General features: G+C 59.9%; 25 protein-coding genes and 1 pseudogene. 14 read left to right on the top strand and 12 right to left on the bottom strand.

The window, feature by feature from the left end; all coding sequences use genetic code 11:
- Window position 1 precedes the first annotated feature (1 nt).
- Window positions 2-1,570, bottom strand: a complete 1,569-nt coding sequence (gene nusA / locus Thiofri_RS04715; RefSeq protein ID WP_009150561.1) for a transcription termination factor NusA — start codon at window positions 1,568-1,570, stop codon at window positions 2-4.
- Window positions 1,571-1,780: 210 nt separating this feature from the next.
- Window positions 1,781-2,242: a ribosome maturation factor RimP gene (gene rimP, locus Thiofri_RS04710; RefSeq protein ID WP_009150560.1), complete on the bottom strand. Its 462-nt coding sequence runs from the start codon at window positions 2,240-2,242 to the stop codon at window positions 1,781-1,783.
- A 429-nt stretch (window positions 2,243-2,671) separates the two neighbouring features.
- Here rimP and Thiofri_RS04705 point away from each other — a divergent pair, with 429 nt between their 5' ends.
- Window positions 2,672-3,217 carry a SprT family zinc-dependent metalloprotease gene (locus Thiofri_RS04705; protein WP_009150559.1) on the top strand — a complete coding sequence of 182 codons (546 nt, stop codon included), beginning with the start codon at window positions 2,672-2,674 and terminating at the stop codon, window positions 3,215-3,217.
- 136 nt (window positions 3,218-3,353) lie between these two features.
- On the opposite strand, the gene Thiofri_RS04700 is transcribed toward Thiofri_RS04705, so the two are convergent.
- From Thiofri_RS04700 to Thiofri_RS04675, 6 genes are all read right to left on the bottom strand, one after another.
- A complete protein-coding gene (locus Thiofri_RS04700; protein WP_009150558.1) occupies window positions 3,354-4,163 on the bottom strand; it encodes a hypothetical protein in 810 nt (269 codons plus the stop codon).
- A gap of 234 nt (window positions 4,164-4,397) precedes the next feature.
- Window positions 4,398-5,171, bottom strand: a complete 774-nt coding sequence (locus Thiofri_RS04695; RefSeq protein WP_009150557.1) for an S-methyl-5'-thioinosine phosphorylase — start codon at window positions 5,169-5,171, stop codon at window positions 4,398-4,400.
- A gap of 130 nt (window positions 5,172-5,301) precedes the next feature.
- Window positions 5,302-5,754 carry a hemerythrin domain-containing protein gene (locus Thiofri_RS04690; protein ID WP_009150556.1) on the bottom strand — a complete coding sequence of 151 codons (453 nt, stop codon included), beginning with the start codon at window positions 5,752-5,754 and terminating at the stop codon, window positions 5,302-5,304.
- Between the two features lie 280 nt (window positions 5,755-6,034).
- Window positions 6,035-6,595: a hypoxanthine-guanine phosphoribosyltransferase gene (locus Thiofri_RS04685; RefSeq protein WP_009150555.1), complete on the bottom strand. Its 561-nt coding sequence runs from the start codon at window positions 6,593-6,595 to the stop codon at window positions 6,035-6,037.
- A 79-nt stretch (window positions 6,596-6,674) separates the two neighbouring features.
- Window positions 6,675-7,742 carry a beta-N-acetylhexosaminidase gene (gene nagZ, locus Thiofri_RS04680; protein ID WP_009150554.1) on the bottom strand — a complete coding sequence of 356 codons (1,068 nt, stop codon included), beginning with the start codon at window positions 7,740-7,742 and terminating at the stop codon, window positions 6,675-6,677.
- 84 nt (window positions 7,743-7,826) lie between these two features.
- A complete protein-coding gene (locus Thiofri_RS04675; RefSeq protein ID WP_009150553.1) occupies window positions 7,827-8,681 on the bottom strand; it encodes an ABC transporter permease in 855 nt (284 codons plus the stop codon).
- Between the two features lie 154 nt (window positions 8,682-8,835).
- On the opposite strand from Thiofri_RS04675, the gene Thiofri_RS04670 reads away from it, so the two are divergent.
- From Thiofri_RS04670 to Thiofri_RS04630, 9 genes are all read left to right on the top strand, one after another.
- Entirely contained in the window at window positions 8,836-9,039 is a 204-nt protein-coding gene (locus Thiofri_RS04670; protein WP_143741995.1) for a hypothetical protein, read from the top strand.
- A 391-nt stretch (window positions 9,040-9,430) separates the two neighbouring features.
- The gene (locus tag Thiofri_RS04665; protein ID WP_009150551.1) at window positions 9,431-11,026 is read left to right on the top strand and encodes a class I SAM-dependent DNA methyltransferase; all 1,596 of its coding nucleotides are present in this window, start codon (window positions 9,431-9,433) and stop codon (window positions 11,024-11,026) included.
- Entirely contained in the window at window positions 11,019-12,311 is a 1,293-nt protein-coding gene (locus tag Thiofri_RS04660; RefSeq protein ID WP_083848554.1) for a restriction endonuclease subunit S, read from the top strand. The genes Thiofri_RS04665 and Thiofri_RS04660 overlap by 8 nt, the downstream gene beginning before the upstream one ends.
- Window positions 12,312-12,336: 25 nt before the next feature.
- Window positions 12,337-12,618 (top strand): hypothetical protein, encoded by a 282-nt coding sequence (locus Thiofri_RS04655; RefSeq protein WP_009150549.1) that lies wholly within the window; start codon window positions 12,337-12,339, stop codon window positions 12,616-12,618.
- Window positions 12,606-13,034, top strand: coding sequence for a PIN domain-containing protein (locus tag Thiofri_RS04650; protein WP_009150548.1), 429 nt, complete (start codon window positions 12,606-12,608; stop codon window positions 13,032-13,034). The genes Thiofri_RS04655 and Thiofri_RS04650 overlap by 13 nt, the downstream gene beginning before the upstream one ends.
- Entirely contained in the window at window positions 13,031-13,249 is a 219-nt protein-coding gene (locus Thiofri_RS04645; RefSeq protein ID WP_009150547.1) for a hypothetical protein, read from the top strand. Before Thiofri_RS04650 ends, Thiofri_RS04645 begins: the two co-directional genes overlap by 4 nt.
- Window positions 13,233-16,451, top strand: coding sequence for a type I restriction endonuclease subunit R (locus Thiofri_RS04640; RefSeq protein WP_009150546.1), 3,219 nt, complete (start codon window positions 13,233-13,235; stop codon window positions 16,449-16,451). The genes Thiofri_RS04645 and Thiofri_RS04640 overlap by 17 nt, the downstream gene beginning before the upstream one ends.
- Window positions 16,452-16,666: 215 nt before the next feature.
- The gene (locus Thiofri_RS04635; RefSeq protein ID WP_190275856.1) at window positions 16,667-16,942 is read left to right on the top strand and encodes a PIN domain-containing protein; all 276 of its coding nucleotides are present in this window, start codon (window positions 16,667-16,669) and stop codon (window positions 16,940-16,942) included.
- 2 nt (window positions 16,943-16,944) lie between these two features.
- Window positions 16,945-17,196, top strand: a complete 252-nt coding sequence (locus Thiofri_RS04630; protein WP_009150545.1) for a hypothetical protein — start codon at window positions 16,945-16,947, stop codon at window positions 17,194-17,196.
- Window positions 17,197-17,206: 10 nt separating this feature from the next.
- On the opposite strand, the gene Thiofri_RS04625 is transcribed toward Thiofri_RS04630, so the two are convergent.
- On the bottom strand, window positions 17,207-18,049 hold the full coding sequence (locus Thiofri_RS04625; RefSeq protein WP_009150544.1) for a hypothetical protein: 843 nt from the start codon (window positions 18,047-18,049) through the stop codon (window positions 17,207-17,209).
- A gap of 256 nt (window positions 18,050-18,305) precedes the next feature.
- Here Thiofri_RS04625 and Thiofri_RS04620 point away from each other — a divergent pair.
- From Thiofri_RS04620 to Thiofri_RS04605, 4 genes and pseudogenes are all read left to right on the top strand, one after another.
- Window positions 18,306-18,689 (top strand): annotated as a pseudogene (locus tag Thiofri_RS04620) (type I restriction enzyme endonuclease domain-containing protein); the annotation flags it as partial.
- 160 nt (window positions 18,690-18,849) lie between these two features.
- Complete coding sequence (locus Thiofri_RS04615; RefSeq protein WP_009150543.1) at window positions 18,850-19,320, top strand: type II toxin-antitoxin system VapC family toxin; 471 nt, start codon at window positions 18,850-18,852, stop codon at window positions 19,318-19,320.
- Between the two features lie 2 nt (window positions 19,321-19,322).
- A complete protein-coding gene (locus tag Thiofri_RS04610) occupies window positions 19,323-19,574 on the top strand; it encodes a hypothetical protein (protein ID WP_009150542.1) in 252 nt (83 codons plus the stop codon).
- 169 nt (window positions 19,575-19,743) lie between these two features.
- A complete protein-coding gene (locus tag Thiofri_RS04605) occupies window positions 19,744-20,634 on the top strand; it encodes a DUF4124 domain-containing protein (protein WP_009150541.1) in 891 nt (296 codons plus the stop codon).
- 405 nt (window positions 20,635-21,039) lie between these two features.
- On the opposite strand, the gene Thiofri_RS04600 is transcribed toward Thiofri_RS04605, so the two are convergent.
- Genes Thiofri_RS04600 through Thiofri_RS04590 form a run of 3 tightly spaced genes read right to left on the bottom strand, consistent with a single transcriptional unit; the run spans window position 21,040 to window position 23,310 of the window.
- Window positions 21,040-21,465 carry a type II toxin-antitoxin system VapC family toxin gene (locus tag Thiofri_RS04600; RefSeq protein WP_009150539.1) on the bottom strand — a complete coding sequence of 142 codons (426 nt, stop codon included), beginning with the start codon at window positions 21,463-21,465 and terminating at the stop codon, window positions 21,040-21,042.
- Window positions 21,462-21,719, bottom strand: coding sequence for a FitA-like ribbon-helix-helix domain-containing protein (locus tag Thiofri_RS04595; protein WP_009150538.1), 258 nt, complete (start codon window positions 21,717-21,719; stop codon window positions 21,462-21,464). Before Thiofri_RS04595 ends, Thiofri_RS04600 begins: the two co-directional genes overlap by 4 nt.
- 52 nt (window positions 21,720-21,771) lie before the next feature.
- Window positions 21,772-23,310, bottom strand: a complete 1,539-nt coding sequence (locus Thiofri_RS04590) for a sigma-54-dependent transcriptional regulator (RefSeq protein ID WP_009150537.1) — start codon at window positions 23,308-23,310, stop codon at window positions 21,772-21,774.
- Window positions 23,311-23,337 lie beyond the last annotated feature (27 nt).

Here is a 23,337-nt window from a genome sequence, read left to right as displayed (position 1 = left end):
GCTAGTCCTGATCCGACCGGGTTTCCGAACTAGCGGGTTCCTGATTGGGAACGTCCGGATCGGGGCTCGAGTTAGCGAACCAGGGCTCGCGCGCTTTCATAATCAGCGCTGCTGCGCGCTCTTCATCCATACCGTCAATGTCCATGAGTTCATCGACCGACTGTTCGGCCAGATCATCCATGGTGGTTACCTTCAGTCGCGCCAGTTCGTTGGCTAGGGCCGGGTCCATGCCGGACATCGCCAGCAATTCGGCACTCGGCTCCGTATCGCCTTCTTCTTCGCTTTCTTCTTCGCTGGCAATGGCGCGGGTCAGCACCAAATCCTTGGCTCGTTGACGCAGCAGCTCCACAATCTCGTCATTGAATTCCGCAATCGCCTGTAGCTCCGCCATGGGCACATAGGCGACTTCATCCACTGTGCTAAAGCCTTCCTCGACCAGCACCGCAGCGACACTCTCGTCGACATCGAGCTGCGTCATGAAATTCTCGACCAGCCGCTGGCCCTCTTCCTCGCTCTTGGCGGCGGCGTCCTCCTCACTCATCACATTGAGTTCCCAGCCAGTCAACTGGCTGGCAAGGCGGACATTCTGACCGCCACGTCCGATCGCCTGGGAGAGATTTTCCTCCTTCACTGCCACATCCATGCTATGGGCGTCTTCATCGATCACGATGGAGACCACATCAGCCGGGGACATGGCATTAATCACGAACTGAGCCGGATTCTCGTTCCAGAGAATGATATCAACCCGCTCGCCATTGAGTTCATTGGAGACCGCCTGCACCCGGGAACCGCGCATCCCAACGCAGGCGCCGACCGGATCGATACGGGAGTCCGAGGTGCGCACAGCAATCTTAGCGCGCAACCCAGGGTCGCGGGCAGCACCGAGAATCTCAATAGTGCCCTCACCCACCTCTGGCACCTCAAGCCGAAACAGCTCGATCAGTAACTCCGGCGCCGTGCGGCTGACAAAGAGTTGCGGCCCTTTCAGCTCGGCGCGCACCTCGTAGAGCAAACCGCGCAGGCGATCACCCGGGCGCACGGTTTCGCGCGCAATCATCTGATCACGCGGCACAAGCGCCTCGGCGTTACTGCCCAGATCGAGCACGATGGTATTGCGCTCGGCTTTTTTGACAATGCCGGTGACCAGCTCGCCTTCGCGATCTTGGAAAGCCTCGACAATCTTGGCCCGCTCGGCCTCGCGCACCTTCTGCACAATGACCTGTTTGGCGGTCTGAGCGGCAATGCGCCCGAACAGCACGGACTCGATTTCCTCCTCGATAAAACCACCGAGTTCGGTCCCGGGCTCCAGCTCCACGGCCGCAGAATAGGTAATCTGACGCTCGGGTGCCTCCAGCGGCTCGCCGTCAGGATCGGCCACCACCTCCCAGCGCCGGAAGGTAAGGTATTCCCCTGTCTGCCGGTCGATGCTAACGCGCGCTTCAATATCGCCGCCATGCTTTTTGCGTGTCGCCGAGGCAAGCGCCGCCTCCATCGCCTCGAAGATAATCTCCTTGGCAACATCTTTCTCGTTCGAGACAGCCTCGACAACCAACAGAATCTCTTTACTCATGCGTGATATCCGCGATCAACAAACTACCCTGGGGCGGAAGACAAAACCGGCGGCATCTGAGCCGCCCCGCACTCAAACACTAGGGGCTCAGACACCAGGGGGACCCGACACGAGAAACCCGACAACATGAATCACCGACCACCCATGGTCCCCGGCAACCTCAGCAAAGGTGAATTCCTTATGACAAAGGTCGATTCAGGGTAAAACAAATCATTCAAACTGCGGTACCAGCCGCGCGCGTTCGATCAGCGCCAGCGGCAGGGACTCAACCTCATCGTCGTCAAGCTGCAATTGCAGTGCGTCATCGACCACAGCGACCAGCGCTCCTTCGAAGTTGCGCCGCCCGTTGCGTTTCTCGGCCAGCTGCACGCGCGCACGATGTCCAGCAAAGCGCCGCATCTGCTCCACGGTGAACAGCGGCCGATCCAGACCCGGCGAGGACACTTCAAGCTCATACTCGCCGGGAATGGGATCCTCGAGATCGAACTGACCGCTGAGCTGATGACTGACCAGCGCGCAATCTTCGACAGTGATACCATCTTCACGGTCAATGTACACTCTAACGACCGCATGACGACCACCGGCGACATGCTCCACGCCGACCAACTCGTACCCAAGCGGCTCAACCACCGCACCGGCGAGCGCAGTCAGCTTTGGATTCGCTTGTCGCATTGCCTGCCCCCGGGCCAACTGATGAAAAACCGCCTAACACTCATGGTCCGGGCCACCCCGGAGGATGAAAGCTGCTGTTTCCCGGTAAAAAAACGCTGGTCCAAAAACAAAAAATGGGCGCAAGGCCCAACGCTTGACTGCTTGCCAGGGCATCCTGCCAACAGCCACCAAATCACAAAAAAACCCCGATCACGGGGTTTGGAGGACGCCCTAGTGGCGAGCAACTCACACCGAAGGCCGCTGGAAAGCCGCGCGCGACCAGCGCCAAACGACCGCCTTCGCTTAAGCCTATGCAATATACAGATAACACCCTTTTGACGCAAGATAATCAGCCCATTTCGCGCCCGGGCCAGATGATTTTCGAGCAGCGATTCTTGACTGGCCAGGGCCAGAAAAAAGCCCGACCACAACAGCGGCAGAGAGCCACGCATGCCCTTCACACCCGATGAAAATGCCCGTCTGAAGCACCTGCGGACAATGGTCGAGCAACGGATCGAGGAACTACTCGAGACCGCTCGCCGCGAGCTTAAGTATGGCGCGGCAAGCCCCGCTATCCGCTTCGACCTGCGCGGACAGAGCGCAGGGCAGGCGCGCTTCGATGCACGCGGTCGCGGCACGGTCCGCTTCAATCCCTGGCTGTTACTCCGCCATGGCGAGGAATTCATCGATCAGACGGTCCCGCACGAGATCGCGCACTGGCTGACCTTTTGCCTTTACGGACGCAAAGCACGCCCGCACGGGCCACAATGGCGCCAGCTCATGGTGCTCTTTGGCGCCGAACCGAGACGCTGCCATGAGTACGATCTCGACGACATCCCGCAACGTCGGGTAAGCAGCCACAGTTACCACTGCGCTTGCCAGGAACATCAGCTTAGCGCGGTCCGCCATAACCGCGTGCGCAAAGGCCAGACTTATTTGTGCCGACGCTGCGGTCAACCGCTCAAGCTCAGGGTACCGACCACCGCCAGTCAATAAGAGCCAGTCGCAGACGCAGGTTTTGCGGGCCAATAACGCAAAACGGCTGACCGACCCCGGGGCCGATCAGCCAGTTTCAACCTCGCCCGCTCCTCAGGATTGACCAGGGAGCGGGCGCACCTTGGGTCTTCGTCGCTCAGCGACCGCCCTGGTAGTAGCCCGGCGGATAGTAACCGCGATAGCCACCATAGGCCGGAGCTTGCTGGGGCTGCCCGTAGGCATCTTCCCAGCGTTTGCGCGCGGCCTCGTAGGCTTCGCGCTGCTGGCGCATGTAATCCGCGTATTGACTCGGGTAGCCGGTGCCCGGCTGGGCTGGCGTTGGCGGCTGCCCATAGCCGTAAGCAGGCGGTTGCGGATAGCGCGGCTGAGGCATTGTCCCGGCCGAGGCACCGCCTGATTGGGTCTGAGCAGGCAATTGCGGCTGTGCCGCAGCTTGAGACTCTTGCGGTTTCCCACTCGCGGCCTCGCTCTGGTCACGCATCACGCCTTGCGCGAAGGCTTCTGACTCAGCGGCTTTGATCGCTCCCTGACCAGCATCAGCCGGCTGACTCGACGCCGTTTGAGACGGCTTTGCCGGTGCTGGTGAGGGTTGCGCCGAAGCTGGATGCGTCGCGGGAGTCTGCGGAGCCGATGCGGCCTGACTTGGCGCCCAGCTCTGCGGCATGGCCGGTGCCGGCGGAGCGACCGGTCTGGGAGGCGCGGCAGGTCGCGCTTGGGCAGCGGCCGGCGGAGGCGCGGCGTGCGGCGGCGGTGAGGCAGGCTTGGGCGCCTCGACCTGAGGATAGTCCTTTGCTGGATAATCGAGGGAGCGCAAATAAAGGAAACCGAATGCCAGCACCAAACTCCAGAGCAGCAGTTTTGGCCAGACCCTGGAAGATTTGGTCGAGGGCTGCGCGGAAGATTGGTTGGTCTTTGCAGAGGCGTCGGCAGGGGCGTTATTCGACATGGGTGCTACTCCTGGTTACAGGTCCTGGTTGCAGGGGCATGGAACATTCGTGGATTTTTTTGGTGCTAACATACAAAGCATTTTTTTCGAGATTTCAGCATTGCAAAAGGCCTTCCCCTGGATTACATGGATTCATGAATCCGCGCCCTTCTCTGGACTGGCCGGGGCTGTTAGGGGCTGGTCGCATCGGGGAGCATCTGGCATCGGGGCGAAGTTAGGACACATTGGGCCGCATCAGGCACCGCCGGACTTTTCGGCCGATATCCTTTGCCGGGCCAGGGTTTGCAGCAATCCTCCAACCGACACCGAGCAGAGCCCGAGATTGGCGTTGATTTCGGCCATAGTAACAGGCCCATCGGAGCAACCGGGCGCGCGATTGACCACAAAGCACAGAGCGGCGTAGCACAGGCCAAGCTCGCGCGCCAGCGCCGCTTCCGGCATGCCAGTCATACCGACCAGATCGCAGCCATCGCGCTCCATACGGCGAATTTCCGCCGCTGTCTCAAGCCGCGGTCCCTGGGTTGCACCATAGCAACCTTTGGCCCGCACCGACAGCCCGGCAAGCTCCGCGCTCTCGATCAGCTCCGCACGCAGTTTGGCACAGTAGGGTTCGGTAAAGTCGATGTGATCGAGCGCGGGATCACCGGGATCGCCCTGATAGAAACTACCGAGCCGCGCCGAGGTGTAGTCAATGAGCTGATCCGGCACGCACAACACGCCGGGGCCGCAGTCTGCTGCGATCCCGCCAACGGCACCCAAGCCGATCACATGCTCAGCGCCGGCATCCGCCAGCGCGCGAATGTTGGCGCGGTAGTTAATGCGATGGGGCGGAATACCATGCACATCGCCATGGCGAGGCAGGAATAACAGCGGGCATCCATCAAGACGCCCCCAGGTAAGGGGTGCCGAGGTCTCGCCATAGGCTGTATCAACCTGCTGGCGTCGCTCGACATCCAAGCCAGGCAAGCTGGAAAAACCCGAGCCACCAATTACTGCCAGGCGCGCCATGCAAGCCCCCTTCGTCGTCGTCGTCTACTGAATTGAGATGATCGGGGGATTTTACTGAAGAATCGTCAACCGCGCCCGACTTGCGCAAGCGGCATTGGCCGCCGCGCCTTGGGCGTGGGGCCGGCAGGCGCTAGGCGCTGGCGCGCTCAGCGGCAGCAAAAATGCCAACTTCAACCAATTTTGGCAGCAACACCTGCTCCTCGCGATCAATGCGGCAGGCCACCATGTCGAAAATCTCGTGGGTTTCCTCAAGAAACTCCGGTGTAAAGTTAAAATCGCAGTCTTTCAGCCACTTGCGATGGTACTCGTCGAACGAACGCCGCAGCGGTTTCTCGCCACTGATGAATCCCCAAGCAATGGATTTCACCCGCGGATCCTCATGCGTGAGCAAGTTTGGATACAGGCGCTTGTCTTCTTCGGCAAGATGCGCTTTCACCTTGGTGGCAAGATCGCACAACAGTTGGTAGGCCGTTTTGGCATTAGGGCGAATTTTCAGCATCTCCGGCTGCATGAGCTGGCGCAGGTCATCGATCATCTGGCGCAGATCAGAGTGACTGTCACGGTACCCGGTGAGTGTTTCCATGCGATTGCTCCATACTCTTATTGGTAAATTATCGTTGTGTGCCCGACAAAAATGGTCCGAAATGGGTGGCAACCAGCCAAATAACGCTTACGATCTGTCTGGTCCCGCCAGTAGGTCAGCATCAAGCGAAAACTCCGCTACTCGCCCACCTGCCCCAAACACCATTCCTGTAGGGAAAGAGATTTAATACAAAGCCGCCGCAATGTCAAAAAGTGCTTAATTATATTAAAGTTTTCTTAAGCAGTTGAGGGCTGGCCCCGGGGTTCCCTGAGTGTCTTGTTCAGACGTCCTGGTCGGCTGCGGCAAGGATGCCGTCGGCGTTGCGAAAATAGCTTTTGTAGTCCAGACCGTAGCCCATCAAATAGCGATCAGGCGCAACCAAACCAACCACATCGGGGCGATAGTTGCAGGCGCGCTCGCGCTGTTTTTCCACCAGCACGGCGCTGGTCACGGACGCAGCACCGTCATCGCGACACGCATTGACAACTTCTTGCAAGGTAATGCCTTCATCGAAGATGTCATCAACCACCAGCACATGCTCGCCCTGGATTACATCCGACGGACGGTATTTCCACTCCATGGCGCCGCCGCGCGTGCCCTCGCGATAGCGGGTTGCATGCACATAGCTCAGGCGCAGCGGAAAACGCAGTCGGGGCAGCAGAATGCCGGCCGTCACCACGCCACCGGTCATAACACTGAGCACAATAGGGTCGAGAGCCGCCAGTCGCTGGTCAAGCGCATCGGCCATGCGATCAAAGGCGGCCTCGACCGCCGGACGATCAAACAGGCACTCGGCACGCTCGGCAACGCCCTGGTAGGTCTCGAGAGTCATTTTGTTCATACAGGCTTCTCCATGGAGGCCGTGGCGACAGAAAGGGGCAACAAAAAAGCGGGAGTCATGAAGGCCAGGAGGATTGCTGTCAGACCGAAGTCGACACCTCGCCGTCACTCAGCGGGCGCAGCCGCGCCAGCGCCTGTGCCGCCTGCTCGCGCCGCTTGGCCGACGACGACCCGGCGCTGACCTCATCGGATATGGGATCACGTGCTCTCAGGCGCGCCAGACGTCGGGCGCTCGCCGGGTCATCAAAGGCGACCAGAGACTCAACCACAGACATGGCGGCCAAACGGTTGTTGCACACAATGACCATGTCGCAGCCGGCATCCAGTGCCGCGTGCGCGCGCTCCGGATAGCTACCAGCCACCTCCGCAGCGGTCATGCTGAGATCATCGCTGAAGATCACACCATCAAACCCAAGCTCATCGCGCAAAATCTGCTGAAGCCATACAGCGGAGAATCCGGCCGGCTGCGCGTCGACCGCTGGATAGACCACATGTGCCGGCATCACCGCGTCCAATCCGGTTGCAATCAACGCCTTAAAGGGTTGCAGATCGACCTCGCGCAGCGTCGCGGCCGGGCGACGGTCGACCGGGAACTCCGCGTGCGAATCCTCCACCACCCCGCCATGACCGGGAAAATGCTTGCCGCAAGAGGCCATGCCCGCCGCGCGCGCGCCGATGATCCAAGCGCCAGCAAGCGCAATGACGGTTTCCGGATCGCCTGCAAAGGCACGATCACCGATCACCGCGCTCAGGCCAAAATCGAGATCCAGCACCGGAGCGAAGCTGAAATCGAGCCCCACCTCAAGCAGTTCGCTCGCCAACAGCCAGGCCAGATCACTTGCGGCCTGACGGGCAGCGGCGGGGTCGCTCGCATGGAGTTGGCCAAAAACGCGCGCTGGCGGAAAACGCGTGAAGCCATCACGAAAGCGCTGCACGCGCCCACCTTCCTGGTCAACGGCAATCAGCAGGGACCGCCCGGAAACCGCTCGAATCTCGCCCACCAGCGACTGCAATTGCTCCGGGTGATGGTAATTGCGCGAAAATAAAATCACCCCGCCAACGGCCGGATGATCAAGCAGCTCGCGCTCCTCGCCACTAAGGGTCTCACCTTCCAAATCCAGCATCACGGGTCCGATACGCGCCGTCATCCAAATTTCCCCATGGGATATCTACCTGTTATACCGAAACCCTTTGAGATTTCGGCTCGTTCTGGGTATAGAGTCAGCCAAATATCAAACCACCCGGCCGCGCACGTCAAGCCGGTCGCGCCAAGCATCCCCGACCCGATTGATTGCCAAGACCACCAGCAGCAAGGCTATGCCAGGGGCGAGCACCAGATGAGGCGCCACCAGCAAAGCCCCGACCCCGTCGCGAATCATACTGCCCCAGGATGCCGCCGGCGGCTGCACGCCAAGCCCGAGAAATGACAGTCCGGCCTCGGAGATCACGGCGGCGGCAACGCCAAAGGTGGCCTCCACCAGCAGTGGTGCGGCGGCCAACGGCAGCAGATGACGCAGCAGAATGCGTCCGTCGCCGACCCCGAGCGCACGCGCGGCCAGCACATGCTCGCGCGAGCGCAGCGACAGCACCTGAGCGCGCGCCAGGCGCGCATAGCCAACCCAACCGACCGATGCCAGGGCGATGACCAGGTTGCCCAAGCCGGGCCCCAGAATACCAGCCAGCGCAATGGCGAGCAGGATTCCCGGAAAGGCCAGAAAGATATCGATCAGCCGCACGATCAGCAAATCCCACAGCCCACCCGCCAGCGCGGCGAAACCACCAATCAGCGAACCAATCAGCGCTGAGACCACCACCACACCAAGCCCGACCGCGAGCGCAGTACGCGCGCCCATCAGCACTCGATCAAGCACCGGGCGACCAAGATCATCCGCACCCAACCACAAGCTCGCATCCGGTGGTGCCAGAATCCGCGGCAGGTCGATCTGATTCGGTGACAGCCCCAGCCAGGGCGCAAAGATCGCCGCGAGCAGCCACAGCGCCAGAATCGCAATGGCCAGCACCAGCAGCGGATCTCTGCTCGACCCAACCCTGCTGGTTCCGGTGTCTATGATGCCTTCAGTAACCATGATCAGCGATGTCTTCGAGAGCGCGAGCCATGGCGTCAGTATGGCAACAATGCACACTAGAATACCGATCAGGCAGCCGCCGCGCTTCTTCGACAATCGGGTGAGTCTGCATCGGAGTCGCCTCCCATTAGCGCTTCGGGGGAGCAGTGATTCGGTGATTCCAAAGACCAAGGTTACGGCAAACGCGTTCGATCAGCGAACGCTTAGCAGCGCTGGCAAAATGCGTGCAACTCCAGGTCAGCAGAAAATTGATCCAATGGCAGGCCGAGACAGCGATATGGAAGGCATCGGCTACCTTTTTTATCAGGCAATTTATTCGGGCCAGGGTAAGTTTGTTTTTGCCTCGCTCGCCAAATAATTCGACACAGGCATCTTCAATTATAAATCAGACCCTTATTCTGCAAAAAACTCGACCACGGCCCCTTTAATTGCCTTTAATTGAAGAACACAGATAACCCCTCGCTAGCGCGAGGGTATCTTTCACGCATTGAGGCCAAATGTTCCGTCTGGCGGGGTATTTGTAGGGAATTTCCCTACAAGGTCGCAAAGTATCAATCAGCCGTTTTTCGCAATGCGGACCGGTGTCTTTGAGCGCAACTTGGCTTGATGTGTCCTAGTCCGGGTTTCCAGTGTGCGGCTTTTGACCTAGACTCAGGCTATCGCGCCTGCATGTTCATCCCGGTTCCTTGTCAACGGAATCGGGTAACTGCCAGTGCGGCTCATTCCACAATGCCTGTTGGCGGAGCCCCATGGCCAAGACCTCCAAGAAGAACACCGACACCAACGGCGCCAACCTCGGCTTTGAGGCCCAGCTCTGGCTCGCGGCTGACAAGTTGCGCAACAACATGGAGCCGTCGAGCTACAAGCACATCGCGCTTGGGCTGATCTTCTTAAAGCACATATCCGACAGCTTCGAGGCCAAGCACGCCGAGCTACTGGCCGAGTATCCCGAGGGCGCCGAAGACCCGGACGAATACCGCGCCGAGAACGTCTTCTGGGTGCCCAAGGACGCGCGCTGGTCGCACCTGCAAGACACCGCCAAGCAGCCCGGCATCGGCCAGCGCATCGACGAGGCCATGCTCGCGATTGAAGCCGAGAACCCCAGCCTCAAAGGCGTCCTGCCCAAGGAATACGCCCGCCCGCAACTGAGCGCCACCATGCTCGGCGAGCTGATCGACCTCATCTCCGGCATCGCGCTCGGCGAAGAGCCCGGCCAGGCGCGCGACATCCTCGGCCGCGTCTACGAATACTTCCTTGGCGCTTTCGCCAGCAACGAAGGCAAGCGCGGCGGCGAGTTCTACACCCCGCGCTCCGTGGTGCGAGTGCTGGTCGAACTGCTCGAACCCTTCCCCACTCCCAATCTCGGCATCCAGGGCCGCGTCTACGATCCCTGCTGCGGCTCCGGCGGCATGTTCGTGCAGGCCGAGCGCTTCCTCGCCACCCATGGCGGGCGGGTCGGCGACATCGCCGTCTATGGGCAGGAATCCAACTACACCACCTGGCGGCTGTGCAAGATGAACCTCGCCGTGCGCGGCATCGACGCCGACATCCGCTGGAATGCCGAGGGCAGCTTTCACAAAGACGAGCTACCCGACCTGCGCGCCGACTTCATCCTCGCCAATCCGCCGTTCAACATCTCCGACTGGGGCGGCGACAAGCTCAGGGAAGACGCGCGCTGGACCTTCGGCACCCCGCCCGCCGGCAATGCCAACTTCGGCTGGTTGCAGCACATCCACCACCACCTCAGCCCCAACGGCACCGCCGGCGTGGTGCTGGCCAATGGCTCGATGTCCTCGACCCAATCGGGCGAGGGCGCGATCCGCCAGGCGATGGTCGAGGCCGACGTGGTCGATTGCATGATCGCGCTGCCTGGTCAGTTGTTTTACTCGACCCAGATTCCCGCCTGCCTGTGGTTTCTGGCGCGCAACAAGAACCCTGATCCGAAGGGGGCCGCCGCCGGACTGCGCGACCGGCGCGGGCGGGTGTTGTTTATCGACGCGCGCAAGCTCGGGGCGCTGGTGGATCGCACCCGGCGCGAGTTTTCCGACGAAGACGTGGCGCGCATCGCCCGCACCTACCACGCCTGGCGCGGTGAGCCGGACGCTAGCGACTATGCCGACGAGCCGGGATTCTGCAAGTCCGCCACGCTGGAGGAGATTCGCGGCCATGGGCATGTGCTGACACCGGGACGCTATGTCGGCGCGGCGGCGGTGGAGGATGACGGGGTGCCGTTTCCCGAGAAGTTCGCCGAGTTGCGGGCGAAGCTGGAGACGCAGTTGGCGGAGGGGGAGAAGTTGGGGGCGGTGATTCGGGAGAAGTTGGATGGGGTAGTTGTTGATGGATGATCTATCAACAACATCGCTGGCGGATATGTGCGAGTTCGTTATTGATTGCCCGCACTTCACGCCTAAGTGGACTGATTCCGGCTTCGTAGTTATTAGAAATCAGAATATCCGAGATGGTCGGTTAAATCTCACTGAACCAAGCTTTACTCATCAAGAAGATTTTGAAAGACGCATAAAGCGCGCCAAACCCATAGCTGGAGACATTATTTTTACGCGAGAAGCCCCTATGGGAGAGGTTTGTCTTATACCGGAAGGCTTGGAATGTTGCCTCGGTCAACGGCAAGTTCTTCTACGGCCAAAAAAAGAGATAGACAGACATTACCTCTTTTATTCACTTCGTTCGGAATATGCTAGACATCAAATATTTTGGAACGAGGGAACGGGTTCGACAGTAAGCAATGTTCGTATCCCTGCCCTTAAATCTTTGCGAATTCCGCGACTAGGAGAAGTTGAAGGATTAATCGGCGCTCTTCTCGGAGCACTCGACGACAAAATCGAACTCAACCGCCAGACCAACGAGACGCTGGAAGCCCTGGCGCGGGCGTTGTTCAAGGATTGGTTCGTGGACTTCGGCCCCACCCGCACCAAGGCCGAAGGCGGCGCGCCCTATCTCGCCCCGGAGCTTTGGGCGCTGTTCCCCGACGCGCTGGATGATGAGGATAAGCCGGTGGGGTGGGAGTCCAAACCGTTAAGCTCGTTCATGAGCTTCCGTGGTGGGTCGCAGCCACCAGCTAAGGAATTCATCTCAGAGCCAAAGCCAGGGTATACCAGGCTTCTGCAGATCAGAGATTTCGATACTGATGCTCATATAACTTACGTTCCAGACTCTACAAGGCTCAGAAAGGTATCGATTGATGATATCTGTATTGGCCGATACGGTACAGGCTCTGGCGACAAGAAAGATTCTTTAGGTAGGCTATGCCGGGGACTAAGCGGTGCTATCAATGTTGCGTTAGTTAGAGTTGAACCTAGGTTTCCTTGTCGAGAATGGTTGGCAACTTATATAGGATCTGGTGAATTCCGCCAACAAATCTCCGGCGGTTCTGCGCGCGCGGTTCAGGCCGGTTTCAGGAAAGTTGATCTCGATCATATCTTGATTCCTCGCGCACCTGACGAAGTTTATCAAGCCTTCGAGACATTCGGCGAGCTAGTCTGGGAATCAGCAAAAAGGCTATCTGCTGAAAGTACAACACTCGCCCAAACCCGCGATCTCCTGCTCCCCAAGCTGATGTCCGGCGAAATCCGCCTGCGCGACGCCGAGCGTGCGGTGGATGCGGTGTTGTGATCCCAACCATGAGGTCTGACCAACCATGACCATCCTGCAAAGCCAAATCGACGACGCGCCCAAACAATTGTGCATCGACCTGCCGCCGGAGTGGGAACACCGCCGCCTGCAAGTGATCGTGCGCCCGCTCGTGGAAGGTTCCCCAAAGACCAGCGCGGTCGAACCGCCCAACGAATCGGCAAACTTTTGGCAATCCGTGCTGAACATGCGCGCCGCGCGCGATTTCGAGCCAATTGACTGGGCGCCTGGAGAGATCGATAGCTGGCGGGATCGCTCCACTCAGGAGCCGTTCCCATGGCTCGATTGAGCTATTTGCTGGACACCAATGTCCTCTCCGTACCCTTAGCGAAAATGCCAAATCCTGGAGTGGTGCAAAACCTTGAAGCCCATGCCTCAAAGTTGGCACTGGCCAGTGTGACTTGGCAAGAATTGCTGTTTGGGATGCAGCTGCTCGAACCGGGCCGGCGTCGCGCGCAGATTCAGGATTATCTGGTGTCCCGCGTGCAGCCCTGCCTGCCCATCCTGCCATTCGACACCGAAGCGGCGACCTGGCAGGCCACTGAAAGCGCCCGCTTGCGCCGCTTGGGTCAACCGCCGGCCTATGCGGACGCGCAAATCGCCGCGATTGCCGCCACCAATGGCTTGGTCCTGGTGACCCGCAACCTGCGCGACTTTCGCGCGTTTGACGGTCTCGTATTGGAAAACTGGTTTACGCCATCATGACTTCGCTCACCCTGACACTACCCGACGAGACCTATCAGCGCCTCCATGAGATCGCGCAAGATCGCGGCCAGAGCATCGACGCCATGGCCGGCCATCTGGTCGCCGACGCCGACGCCGAGGCACGCTTTCGCGCCCGCGCCCAGCGTGGCCAAGGCCAGCACGCGCACGGACTCGAACTGCTCGACAAGGCGATGAGCCATGGCGTTTCTGACTGAAGCCGACATCGAAGCCGCCCTGCTCACCGAGCTGGCCGACCTCGGCTATCAAACCACCACCGAAGCCGAGATCGGCCCCGACGGCCAGGCCGCCGAGCGCGACGCCTTCTCCGATGTGCTGCTACTGGGACGCCTGCAAGCCGCCATTGACCGGCTCAACCCAGATCTCCCACCCGAGGCCCGCGCCGATGCCCTGCGCCAAGTCATCGCCACTGTCGCGCCGTCGCTGATCGAGGAAAACCGCCGCCTGCATGGCCTGATCACCGAGGGCGTGGGAATCGATCTCTACGCCGAGGACGGCACCCTGACCGGCGGCCAGGTTCGGCTGATCGACTTCGACCATCCAGAGCGCAACGACTGGCTCGCGGTGCAGCAATTCACCGTCATCGAAGCCGGTCACAACCGCCGCGCCGATGTGGTGCTCTTCATCAATGGCCTGCCGCTGGTGGTGTTTGAGCTGAAAAGCCCGAGCAGTGAACAGGCCAGCATCCATACCGCCTACCAACAGTTCCAGACCTACAAGGCCGAGATCCCCAGCCTGTTTCGGACCAATGCCGCGCTGGTCATCTCCGATGGCCAGATGGCGCGCATCGGCTCCCTGACCGCCAATGCCGAGCGCTTCATGCGCTGGCGCACCATCGACGGCGAGACCATCGCCCCCGATGGCACCCCGGAGCAGCCGGTGCTGGTCCAGGGCGCGCTGGAGCGCCCGCGCCTGCTCGCCTTGCTGCGCGACTTCACCGTCTTCGGGCGCACCGATGCCGGGCCGGTCAAGATCCTCGCCGGCTACCATCAGTTCCATGCCGTGCTGCGCGCAATCGCCTCCACCCTGCGCGCGCTCGCGCTGGCCGATCCTGATGCCCGCCCGAATCTTGGGGAAGACCCTGAAGCCTATGGCCTGCCTGGTGTGAAAGGCTACCGCCGTGGCGACCGCCGCATCGGCGTGATCTGGCACACCCAAGGCTCCGGCAAAAGCCTGCTGATGGCCTTCTACGTCGGCCAACTGGTGCGCCACCCAGCCATGGCCAATCCAACCATCGTGGTCATCACCGACCGCAACGACCTCGACGATCAGCTCTTCGGCACCTTCGTCATGTGCCGCGACCTGCTGCGCCAGACACCACAACAGGCCAACAGCCGCGCCGATCTGCGCACCGCGCTCCAGCGCGCCTCTGGTGGGGTGATCTTCACCACCATTCAGAAGTTCGCCCCGGACAAAGGCGAAGCCCGTCTCGGCCAGCTCAGCGACCGCCGCAACATCGTCGTCATCGCCGACGAGGCCCACCGCAGCCAGTACGGGCTCGCAGCCAAGGTGGACAGCAAGACCGGCGCGGTCGGCTATGGCTTTGCCAAACACCTGCGCGATGCCCTGCCCAACGCCTCCTTCATCGGCTTCACCGGCACGCCCATCGAAGCCGAGGACGTGAACACCCCGGCGCTGTTCGGCCAGTACATCGACATCTACGACATCAGCCGCGCGGTCGAAGACGGCGCCACCGTGCCGATCTACTACGAAAGCCGCCTGGCGCGCATCGCGCTGCCCGAGGACAAGAAGACCGAGCTGGACGAGGAGATCGACGAACTGACCGACGACGCCGACGATGACCGGGTCGAGGAACGCCTCAAGCGCAAATGGTCGCGCATCGAGGCGCTGGTCGGTGCCGAGGATCGTGTCGAGCGCATCGCCGCCGACATTGTCGAGCATTTCGAGCGCCGGCTCGAAGCCCTGGACGGCAAGGCCATGATCGCCTGCATGAGCCGGCGCATCTGTGTCGCCATGTACCAGGCCATCGTCGCCCTGCGCCCAGACTGGCACAGCGACGCCGAAGACCAGGGCGCGGTCAAGATCGTGATGACCGGCTCCGCCTCCGACCCCGAGCACTGGCAGCCCTACATCGGCAACAAAGCCCAGCGCGAACGCCTGGCCACCCGCGCCAAGAACCCCAACGATCCGCTCAAGCTGGTGATCGTGCGGGACATGTGGCTGACCGGCTTTGATGCCCCCGCGCTGCACACCCTCTATGTCGACAAGCCCATGCGCGGCCACGGACTCATGCAGGCCATCGCCCGGGTCAACCGCGTGTTCCGCGACAAACCCGCCGGGCTGGTGGTCGATTACATCGGCATCGCCCAGCGCCTGAAAGAAGCCCTCGGCCAATACTCGCCCTCGGACCGCGAGCGCACCGGCGTCGATACCGCCGCAGCCGTCGCGGTGATGCTGGAGAAGTTCGAGATCGTGCAGGCGATGTTTTATGGCTTCGAGTATCAGGCCGCGCTGACCGGCACGCCCAACGAGCGCCTGGCCCTGATGGGCCGCGCCATCGAATGGATTCTCACCAAACAGCAACAAGCCGCCGCGCGCGAAACCGACGACACCGCCAAGAAGCGCGCCCACCGCCGCTTTGCCGATGCCGTGCTGCAACTGTCCAAAGCCTACGCCCTGGCCTCAGCCAGCGAAGAAGCCAAGGCGATCCGCGACGAGGTGGGTTTCTTCCAGGCCATCCGCGCCGCGTTGGTGAAAACCAGCATCGGCGCCGGCCACAGCAGCGCCGAGCGCGACGCCGCCATCGCCCAACTGATCGACCGCTCCGTCGTCTCCACCGAGATCGTCGACATCCTCGGCGCTGCCGGCATCAACTCCCCGGACATCTCCATCCTGTCTGATGAGTTCCTCGCCGAGATCGCCCAGACCAAGCAAAAGAACCTCGCGCTCGAAGCCCTGCGCAAACTGCTCAACGACCAAGTGCGCTCGCGCAGCAAAAGCAACGTCACCGAAAGCCGCAAATTCTCCGAACGCCTGGAGGACGCCATCGCCCGCTACCACACCAACGCCATCAGCACCGCCGAAGTGCTGCAAGAACTCATCGACATGGCCAAGGATGTCCGCGCGGCACAAGCGCGCGGCGAGGAGGAAGGGCTCAGCCGAGAAGAGCTGGCCTTCTACGACGCCCTCGCGGAGAACGAAAGCGCCGTCGAGGTCATGGGTAGCGATGAACTCAAGGTCATCGCCCATGAATTGCTCATCAAGCTCCAGGGCAACATCACCGTCGACTGGGCGCACCGGGAGAACGCGCGGGCCAAGATACGGGTGCTGGTGAAGCGGATTTTGCGTAAGTACGGGTATCCACCTGACTTGCAGGCAGCCGCCGTGCAGACCGTGCTGGCGCAGGCGGAGGTTTGGTCGGCGGAGTGGGTGAGGTGACGCAGAAACACTCCAACCCGCAGCGCCGTTCCAGGCACAACTTGTCGGATAGCGGTAATAGTCATAAACTCAAAATCCACGGATATGAAAGCCAGCAATCCCGTCGAAGCCGGTCCGAAGGTCAGCGTTTTGTGTGAGCTCCATCATCACAATCTGACACATGAAACCCACTGCAGGAAGCGGCGACTGGTGATCCGGGTGCGGCTCAGCAACGCTTGAATGTTCTCGACGCAATTCCAGAGCTTGAGATCACCGAAGCGGTCGACCGCATTGCCGAGACACTGCTAAGCCAAGCCGCCTTGCCGCCCACCGCCAAGCTTGATGCCTTGCATATCGCCATCGCAGCCATTGGCGGGATGGACTACCTGCTCACATGGAACTGCACCCATATCGCAAATCCCTCTCTTCGTCACCCGATTAGCTTGACGATACAGGCATTCGGCTACGAATCACCAATCATTTGCACGCCCCTCGAGTTACTGGAGGCATGAAGATGGCAACCAACTCAATCCTTAACGAACTCCACGCAATTCGCCGCGAATATGCCGAGCGGTTCAATCAAGACCTACACGCTATCTGTGACGACGCCCGCCGTAAACAGGGACGGAATGGCCGGCGCGTCGTTGCAGCGGCTCCCAGAGTGGCTATCGAGAAGGACAAAATTGACCAAGTCCCGGATCTTTTGCAGCTTGACCTTAAAAACAAATCACCCCTGATCAAAAATAAACCGACCCTGGCCCCATAAATCGAATTCCTCAGTGATCGCGGCGCTGTTTGGCCAGCCAGGCTTCGATGGTAGCTGGATCAAGCCCCTTGAGCCGATCCTCGGGATCAAACCGCTTGAGAATCGCTTCGGGATCGCTGCGCACCGCCTCGTCGATGACCATCTCGTGGGTCTCGCGCAGAAATTGTTCCATGGTGTAGGCCATTTCAGGCTCCTCGCGTCGGTAGAGTCGATACAGGTGTTCGAGCAATTCCCAGTGGCCCTCCTCGCTCGGCTCTGGGTGGCGTGCTCGGTAGTGCGCCAGCCCTTGGCAGATGCGATCTTGTTCGCTGGCGAAGAGTTCCCAGGCGGCGTTGCGCGGATGTAGCTCAATGCGGTTGAGCACGATCACTCGCATCAGATGACCGCCCCAGGGGAGATCATAGACGCCGTCCCAATTGGTGGATTGTAACGGATGCGCGCGCGTGAGCTGCACGGGGTAGCGTGCAGCCACCGCATACAGGCCAAAGGCGTCGGGCGGGTGGCGCTTGCCATCGCTCGCAACCTGCTGCTTGCGATAGTTGACGTAGTGCCCGGTTAGTTCGTCAAGCACCCAGGCGGTGAGCGCTTCGTGATGGGATTTGTACGTCAGCAGGTTGTGCGCGCGCAGGTTCTCCAGGCCATCGGGCAATTCGGGCTCGCTCTGGCGCGGCTCGCCCTGCCCCGCCGCTTCGATGATGGCGACATCAAGCAGTTGGCTTTTCAACGCCATTTCCAGTTCCAGCTCAACCGCCCAGGGCGCCTCGGCAAAGACATCCATCAGCGCGATGCCGAAGGCCCGGTGCCACAGGCGCAGCGGGTCTTTCTCTGACAGTATGGGAGTGTCACTGTCCATGCCGCGAGTCTAGCCGATTCGCCGCAACAAGGGGAGAATTGACATGGGGTTTGGGGATGGGGTTTGGCTGGCATCGGCGCAAGGTGGGGTTGAAGGGGTTGACTGAGAACATTCCAGAAAATGCCAGCCAAACACGAAAAACCCCGCCCCGAATGAACGGGAGCGGGGTTGGAATGGGTTTGGGCGTCCTTGCCCGTGGGGTTAGGGTCTCAAAGGAGGGGCTGGAAAATTAATTCGAGCCTGGACCCTAATGCTCTACCACACCAACGCCATCAGCACCGTCGAGGTTCTGCAAGAACTGATCGACATGGCCAAAGACCTGCGCGCCGCTCAAGCCCGAGGCGAGCAGGAAGGACTCAGCCCGGACGAACTGGCCTTCTACGACGCCCTGGCCGTGAACGAAAGCGCCGTCGAGGTCATGGGCAGCGATGAACTCAAGGTCATTGCCCATGAACTGCTGGTCAAGCTCCAGAGCAACATCACCGTCGATTGGGCACATCGGGAGAGCGCGCGGGCGAATATTCGCAAGCATGTTAAGCGCATTCTGCGCAAGTACGGCTATCCGCCGGACTTGCAGGCGGCAGCGTTGCAGACGGTGTTGGCCCAGGCCGAGGTCTGGTCGGCGGAGTGGGTGCGGTGACGCAGAAACACTCCAACCCGCAGCGCCGTTCCAGGCACAACTTGTCGGATAGCGGTAATAGTCATAAACTCAAAATCCACGGATATGAAAGCCAGCAATCCCGTCGAAGCCGGTCCGAAGGTCAGCGTTTTGTGCTAGCTCCATCATCACAATCTGACACATGAAACCCAAGGTTTACGTCGAAACGTCCGTCATCAGCTATCTCACAGCTCGAGCCAGCCGTGACATCGTCGTGGCAGGCAACCAGGAGACAACGCGAGAATGGTGGGATCGCCGGGACGATTTTGAACTCTTTGTCTCCCAGTTCGTGCTGCAGGAAGCGGCGGCTGGTGATCCGGGTGCGGCTCAGCAACGCTTGAATGTTCTCGACGGAATTCCAGAGCTTGAGATCACCGAAGCGGTCGACCGCATTGCCGAGACACTGCTAAGCCAAGCCGCCTTGCCGCCCACCGCCAAGCTTGATGCCTTGCATATCGCCATCGCAGCCATTGGCGGGATGGACTACCTGCTCACATGGAACTGCACCCATATCGCAAATCCCTCTCTTCGTCACCCGATTAGCTTGACGATACAGGCATTCGGCTACGAATCACCAATCATTTGCACGCCCCTCGAGTTACTGGAGGCATGAAGATGGCAACCAACTCAATCCTTAACGAACTCCACGCAATTCGCCGCGAATATGCCGAGCGGTTCAATCAAGACCTACACGCTATCTGTGACGACGCCCGCCGTAAACAGGGACGGAATGGCCGGCGCGTCGTTGCAGCGGCTCCCAGAGTGGCTATCGAGAAGGACAAAATTGACCAAGTCCCGGATCTTTTGCAGCTTGACCTTAAAAACAAACCACCCCTGATCAAAAACAAACCGACCCTGGCCCCATAAATCGCTGGCCCCATAAATCGGTGTTGGCCCAGGCAGAGGTTTGGTCGGCAGGGTGGGTGCGGTGAGTGTGAAACCAAACCGACTCCATCGGTTCTTGGGCGGCCAAGACCCTAAACGTAGCGACAAAGCTGGCCCCATTTTTCCAGTTGGCCTTTTGTCAGCGAGCTCAATGTACAATACCACGTTGGCTATACTGATAGTTCTCGCTGCGATATCGCCAGTTGCCGGCCAAACTATCAACATTTGCGAAGACGAAAACGGTATTCCGCTCTTCTCAGAGTTCCCTTGCGACAGGGATGACGCAATTTCAATTATTGGCAACCAGACCGTCTATAAATGCGAAGACGGCAACGGCCTCACTCTCTTCTCAGAGAAACCCTGCGTGCCCGAAGTCCCAGCTGCCGATCAATCCCTTTACAAATGCAAAGATGACTATGGCCGCACGGAATTCGCGATAACACCTTGTGAGGCTGCGACCGAGGCGTTGGATACTAATGTCCAGGAATCGAAAACCCAGCAAATCAAGCCTGCAGAAGCGCGCAAACCGGATCAAACCATAGCCGAAGCTGGCCCGAGCCCGGAGCAGTCCACTAATGACAACATCGCCGAGCTCGAAGAAAGACTGGAGGAGCTTTCAAGCCAGCTTAGCAACGTTAGCAGCGCACCAGCGAAAGAGGAGACGCGTCTTGTAATTTTACTCACTGCCGCCCTTGTATTGATGGTTCTGGCGTTTGGGTTATTCAAGATTTCCACTTTCCTATTAAGACAGGGCTTGCCTATCTGGGGCCTGGCGGCTATATTTATTACTATTACTTTTCTTGCTATACATTTTCCGTCCGTTTTACTTCCGGGCTTTATTGGAATAATTATATGGTTCAGAGATTATAGACCTAAACCTAAACCTAAACCTAAACCTAAACCTAAACCTAAACCTAAGCCTAAACCTAAAAAAGATAAGACGCGAGAAGAAAGTAGATGGAGGGGGATAATTACGCATATCCCTCCACATAAAGTTCGACCGTCACCGCCTTCTAAATCGCCACCAGGGTACCGTCCATAGGAATAAAAAGGGAATAAAAAGTACCTGGGTCGAATTGTTTCGCTGGTTTCTCACGGAAACATGATGAACCTCAAGAAAAGGGCTCAGTTCTAACGAATCAAACGGGTCGAATCAAACGAGTCAGGCGAGCCACCCATTTCACCCCCGCTCCCTCGGGGCGGGGCTTTTTCGCGTTCGGATTGGCGTGACGCGCTGCCTGCGCCCATTCTCCCAGCCATGCCACCGAATCGGCTACACTTCACCCCATGTCAGCCGATCCCGACCCCTCAGACACCGCCGCCAAGAGCGACGACGACAGCCCCTGGAAAGAAGCCTTGGAGCGCTTCTTCCCGGAGTTGCTCGACAAGGAACTTTAGCAGATTGGCGGCGACAGCTCGCGCGGTCACCGCTACGCCCACAAACTCTCTACAGCGAGGCTCTCCAAGGGTTAATGACATCAACCCCACCGTCCTCGAAAGGGCCGATGTCCCGCGTCGCCACGCGCATTTTGTGTGACGCGGCGGTGGCGGCGATGTAGCCGTCGGCCAGGCCAATCGCCTTGCCCCTTGTTCTGGCCCGCGCCGTCAACTCGGCGTATGTTTCTGAAATGGCCACATCGAAAGCGAGAACGCGGTCTGTAAAGTGAGGCAAAACTTCATGTTCTAAGCGTTTTCGGTAGATCGTTCGGCGCTTTCCTTCCGGCATGGTCGCGATGCCATAGCGCAACTCTGCCACAGTGACAACGGATAGGTAGAGGGTTTCAATGACTTGGGCATCCAGCCAAGCCAGTATCCTGGGATCCGGTTGTTTCTTCCAGGGTTCAGAAACCACATTGGTGTCGAGCAGGATCATTCAACCACCAATGGCTCGCTTGGCGTTTTATCGCGAATCCGGTCGAAATGTTCCGCCTCGGCATCGGTGAGTGCGCCGGCGTCATGGGTTATGGAGGCCAGCAAAGAGCCAAGCTTGACGCGCTCAGGCGGCTGGGCAGCTGCCTTGAGAATCTCACGAATTTCCGCTTCGGTGCTATGGCCGTTATGGGCGGCGCGAACTCGTAACGCGCGATGCACCTCATCAGGTAAGTTTCTAACCGTCACACTGGCCATGATGCTTCCCTTCTTGTTTGGATATCACTGATATCATTTCACGATTATGAAATCACTTTGAAGACAATGATCGGCGCGCGGATTGCTCGATTACGTCAAGGCGGCTGGCATCTGGGGTAGCAGCCCCCTCGACATGCTTTTTCACCGTGCGCCGATCAAGCCGGGTGACTGCGGCGACTGCCTCGAAGGTGCCTAGTTGATCATAGAGCCTGCTGCAGTAGCCAGCCAGGAGGGCTGCGGCGTCGAGTGAGCCTGCTTTTGCGGCGGTGAGCCAGGGGTCTGGGTGCGCAAATCCGCCGGTTTCATCAGGCAGCGCATCAGGCACATAGCGGCCGTTTAAGATTATTCGCCGCAGCGCCTGTTCGAGTTCGCGCACGTTACCAGGCCAGGGGTAATCGGTTGGCAATTCGTCCAGGGCCTCCATGATGCGCGCGTGCAGACTGGCGGCGGACTCGCCGAGCATGCGCCCGAGCAGGGCGCCGGCCAGTTCGCTCAGCTCGTCCGGGCAATCGGCCAAGCGCTCGCGCAGGCTGGGCATTTCGATGATATTGCCGGACAGGCGATAGAAAAAATCGCGACGGAAGCCCTGGCCTGCGGTGAGTTCGCTCAGCGGGCGGTTGGTCGCGGCCACCACCCGCCCGGCGAAGCGCTTGGTCTGGTGGCTGCCAACGGGCGCGAAGGTGCGTTCTTGCAGCACCCGCAGCAGTTTGGTTTGCACCGGCAGGGAGACATCGCCGATTTCGTCAAGAAACAGCGTGCCCCAGGCATCGCAGCGCGCGAACAGCCCATCGTGGTGGTCCACCGCACCGGTGAAGGCGCCCTTGCGATGGCCGAACAGCTCGGATTCGATCAGGCTCTCGGAGAGTTCCGACAGGTTGGTGGCGATGAAGGTCTGATCGAGTCCGTGGCTAAAGCCGCGCTCGTCAGCCGTGAGCGGGATGGCGCCGGAGCGTCCGATGGCGGCAGCAGCAGAGCCCTTGCCGGTACCGGTTTCGCCGAGCAGCAGAGTGGAGAAGTCCTGCATGCGCTCCCACAGGAGCAAGGTGTAGCCGCGCAGATCGCTGGTGAAAACACTGTTCCAGAGCGCACGGCGCAACCGCTGCATGGGTGCGCTACGCCCGACCATGGCACGTTCAATGAAGAAATAGGCCCGACGCAGCTGGTAGTAGAGCGCCACCCAGCGCCGCACCTCAGCAGGCTCAAAGCCCTGGTCGCGCAGGCTGGCCAGCAACTCCGGCAGCCAGCGCAGATCGGGCGCGCCGGATTGCTGTTCGATCAGCTGATCAAATAGCCCCAGATGACGCTGATAGCCGACGAAGAGAAACACCAGTCGCATCAGCTCCTGATCCTCGCCCGCGAAATGATCGAGGCGCTCCAGCCCGCGCTCGCGCAGAACAGCAAAACGCTGGTCGATCGCCGGCATCAGCTCGCTATAGTGATCGGCCTGGGAGATTGCATCGCTCGGCAAGTCGCGACCGAGCAGGCGGCTCAGACGCGCCGGGTCGCTGCCGAAGGGGTTGGCATAGACGGTTTCGGTCAGCAGAGCGAAGAAGTCGCGTTCGGCGGGGGTGAGACGGCGGGAATTTGGCATTTGGTTATCATCGGGATGCCCTCCCGC

The organism is Thiorhodovibrio frisius, from assembly GCF_033954835.1.
Taxonomy (GTDB): Bacteria; Pseudomonadota; Gammaproteobacteria; order Chromatiales; family Chromatiaceae; genus Thiorhodovibrio; species Thiorhodovibrio frisius.
Note: the sequence above shows the minus strand (reverse complement) of the source record. Positions and strands in the feature narration are given on the sequence as shown.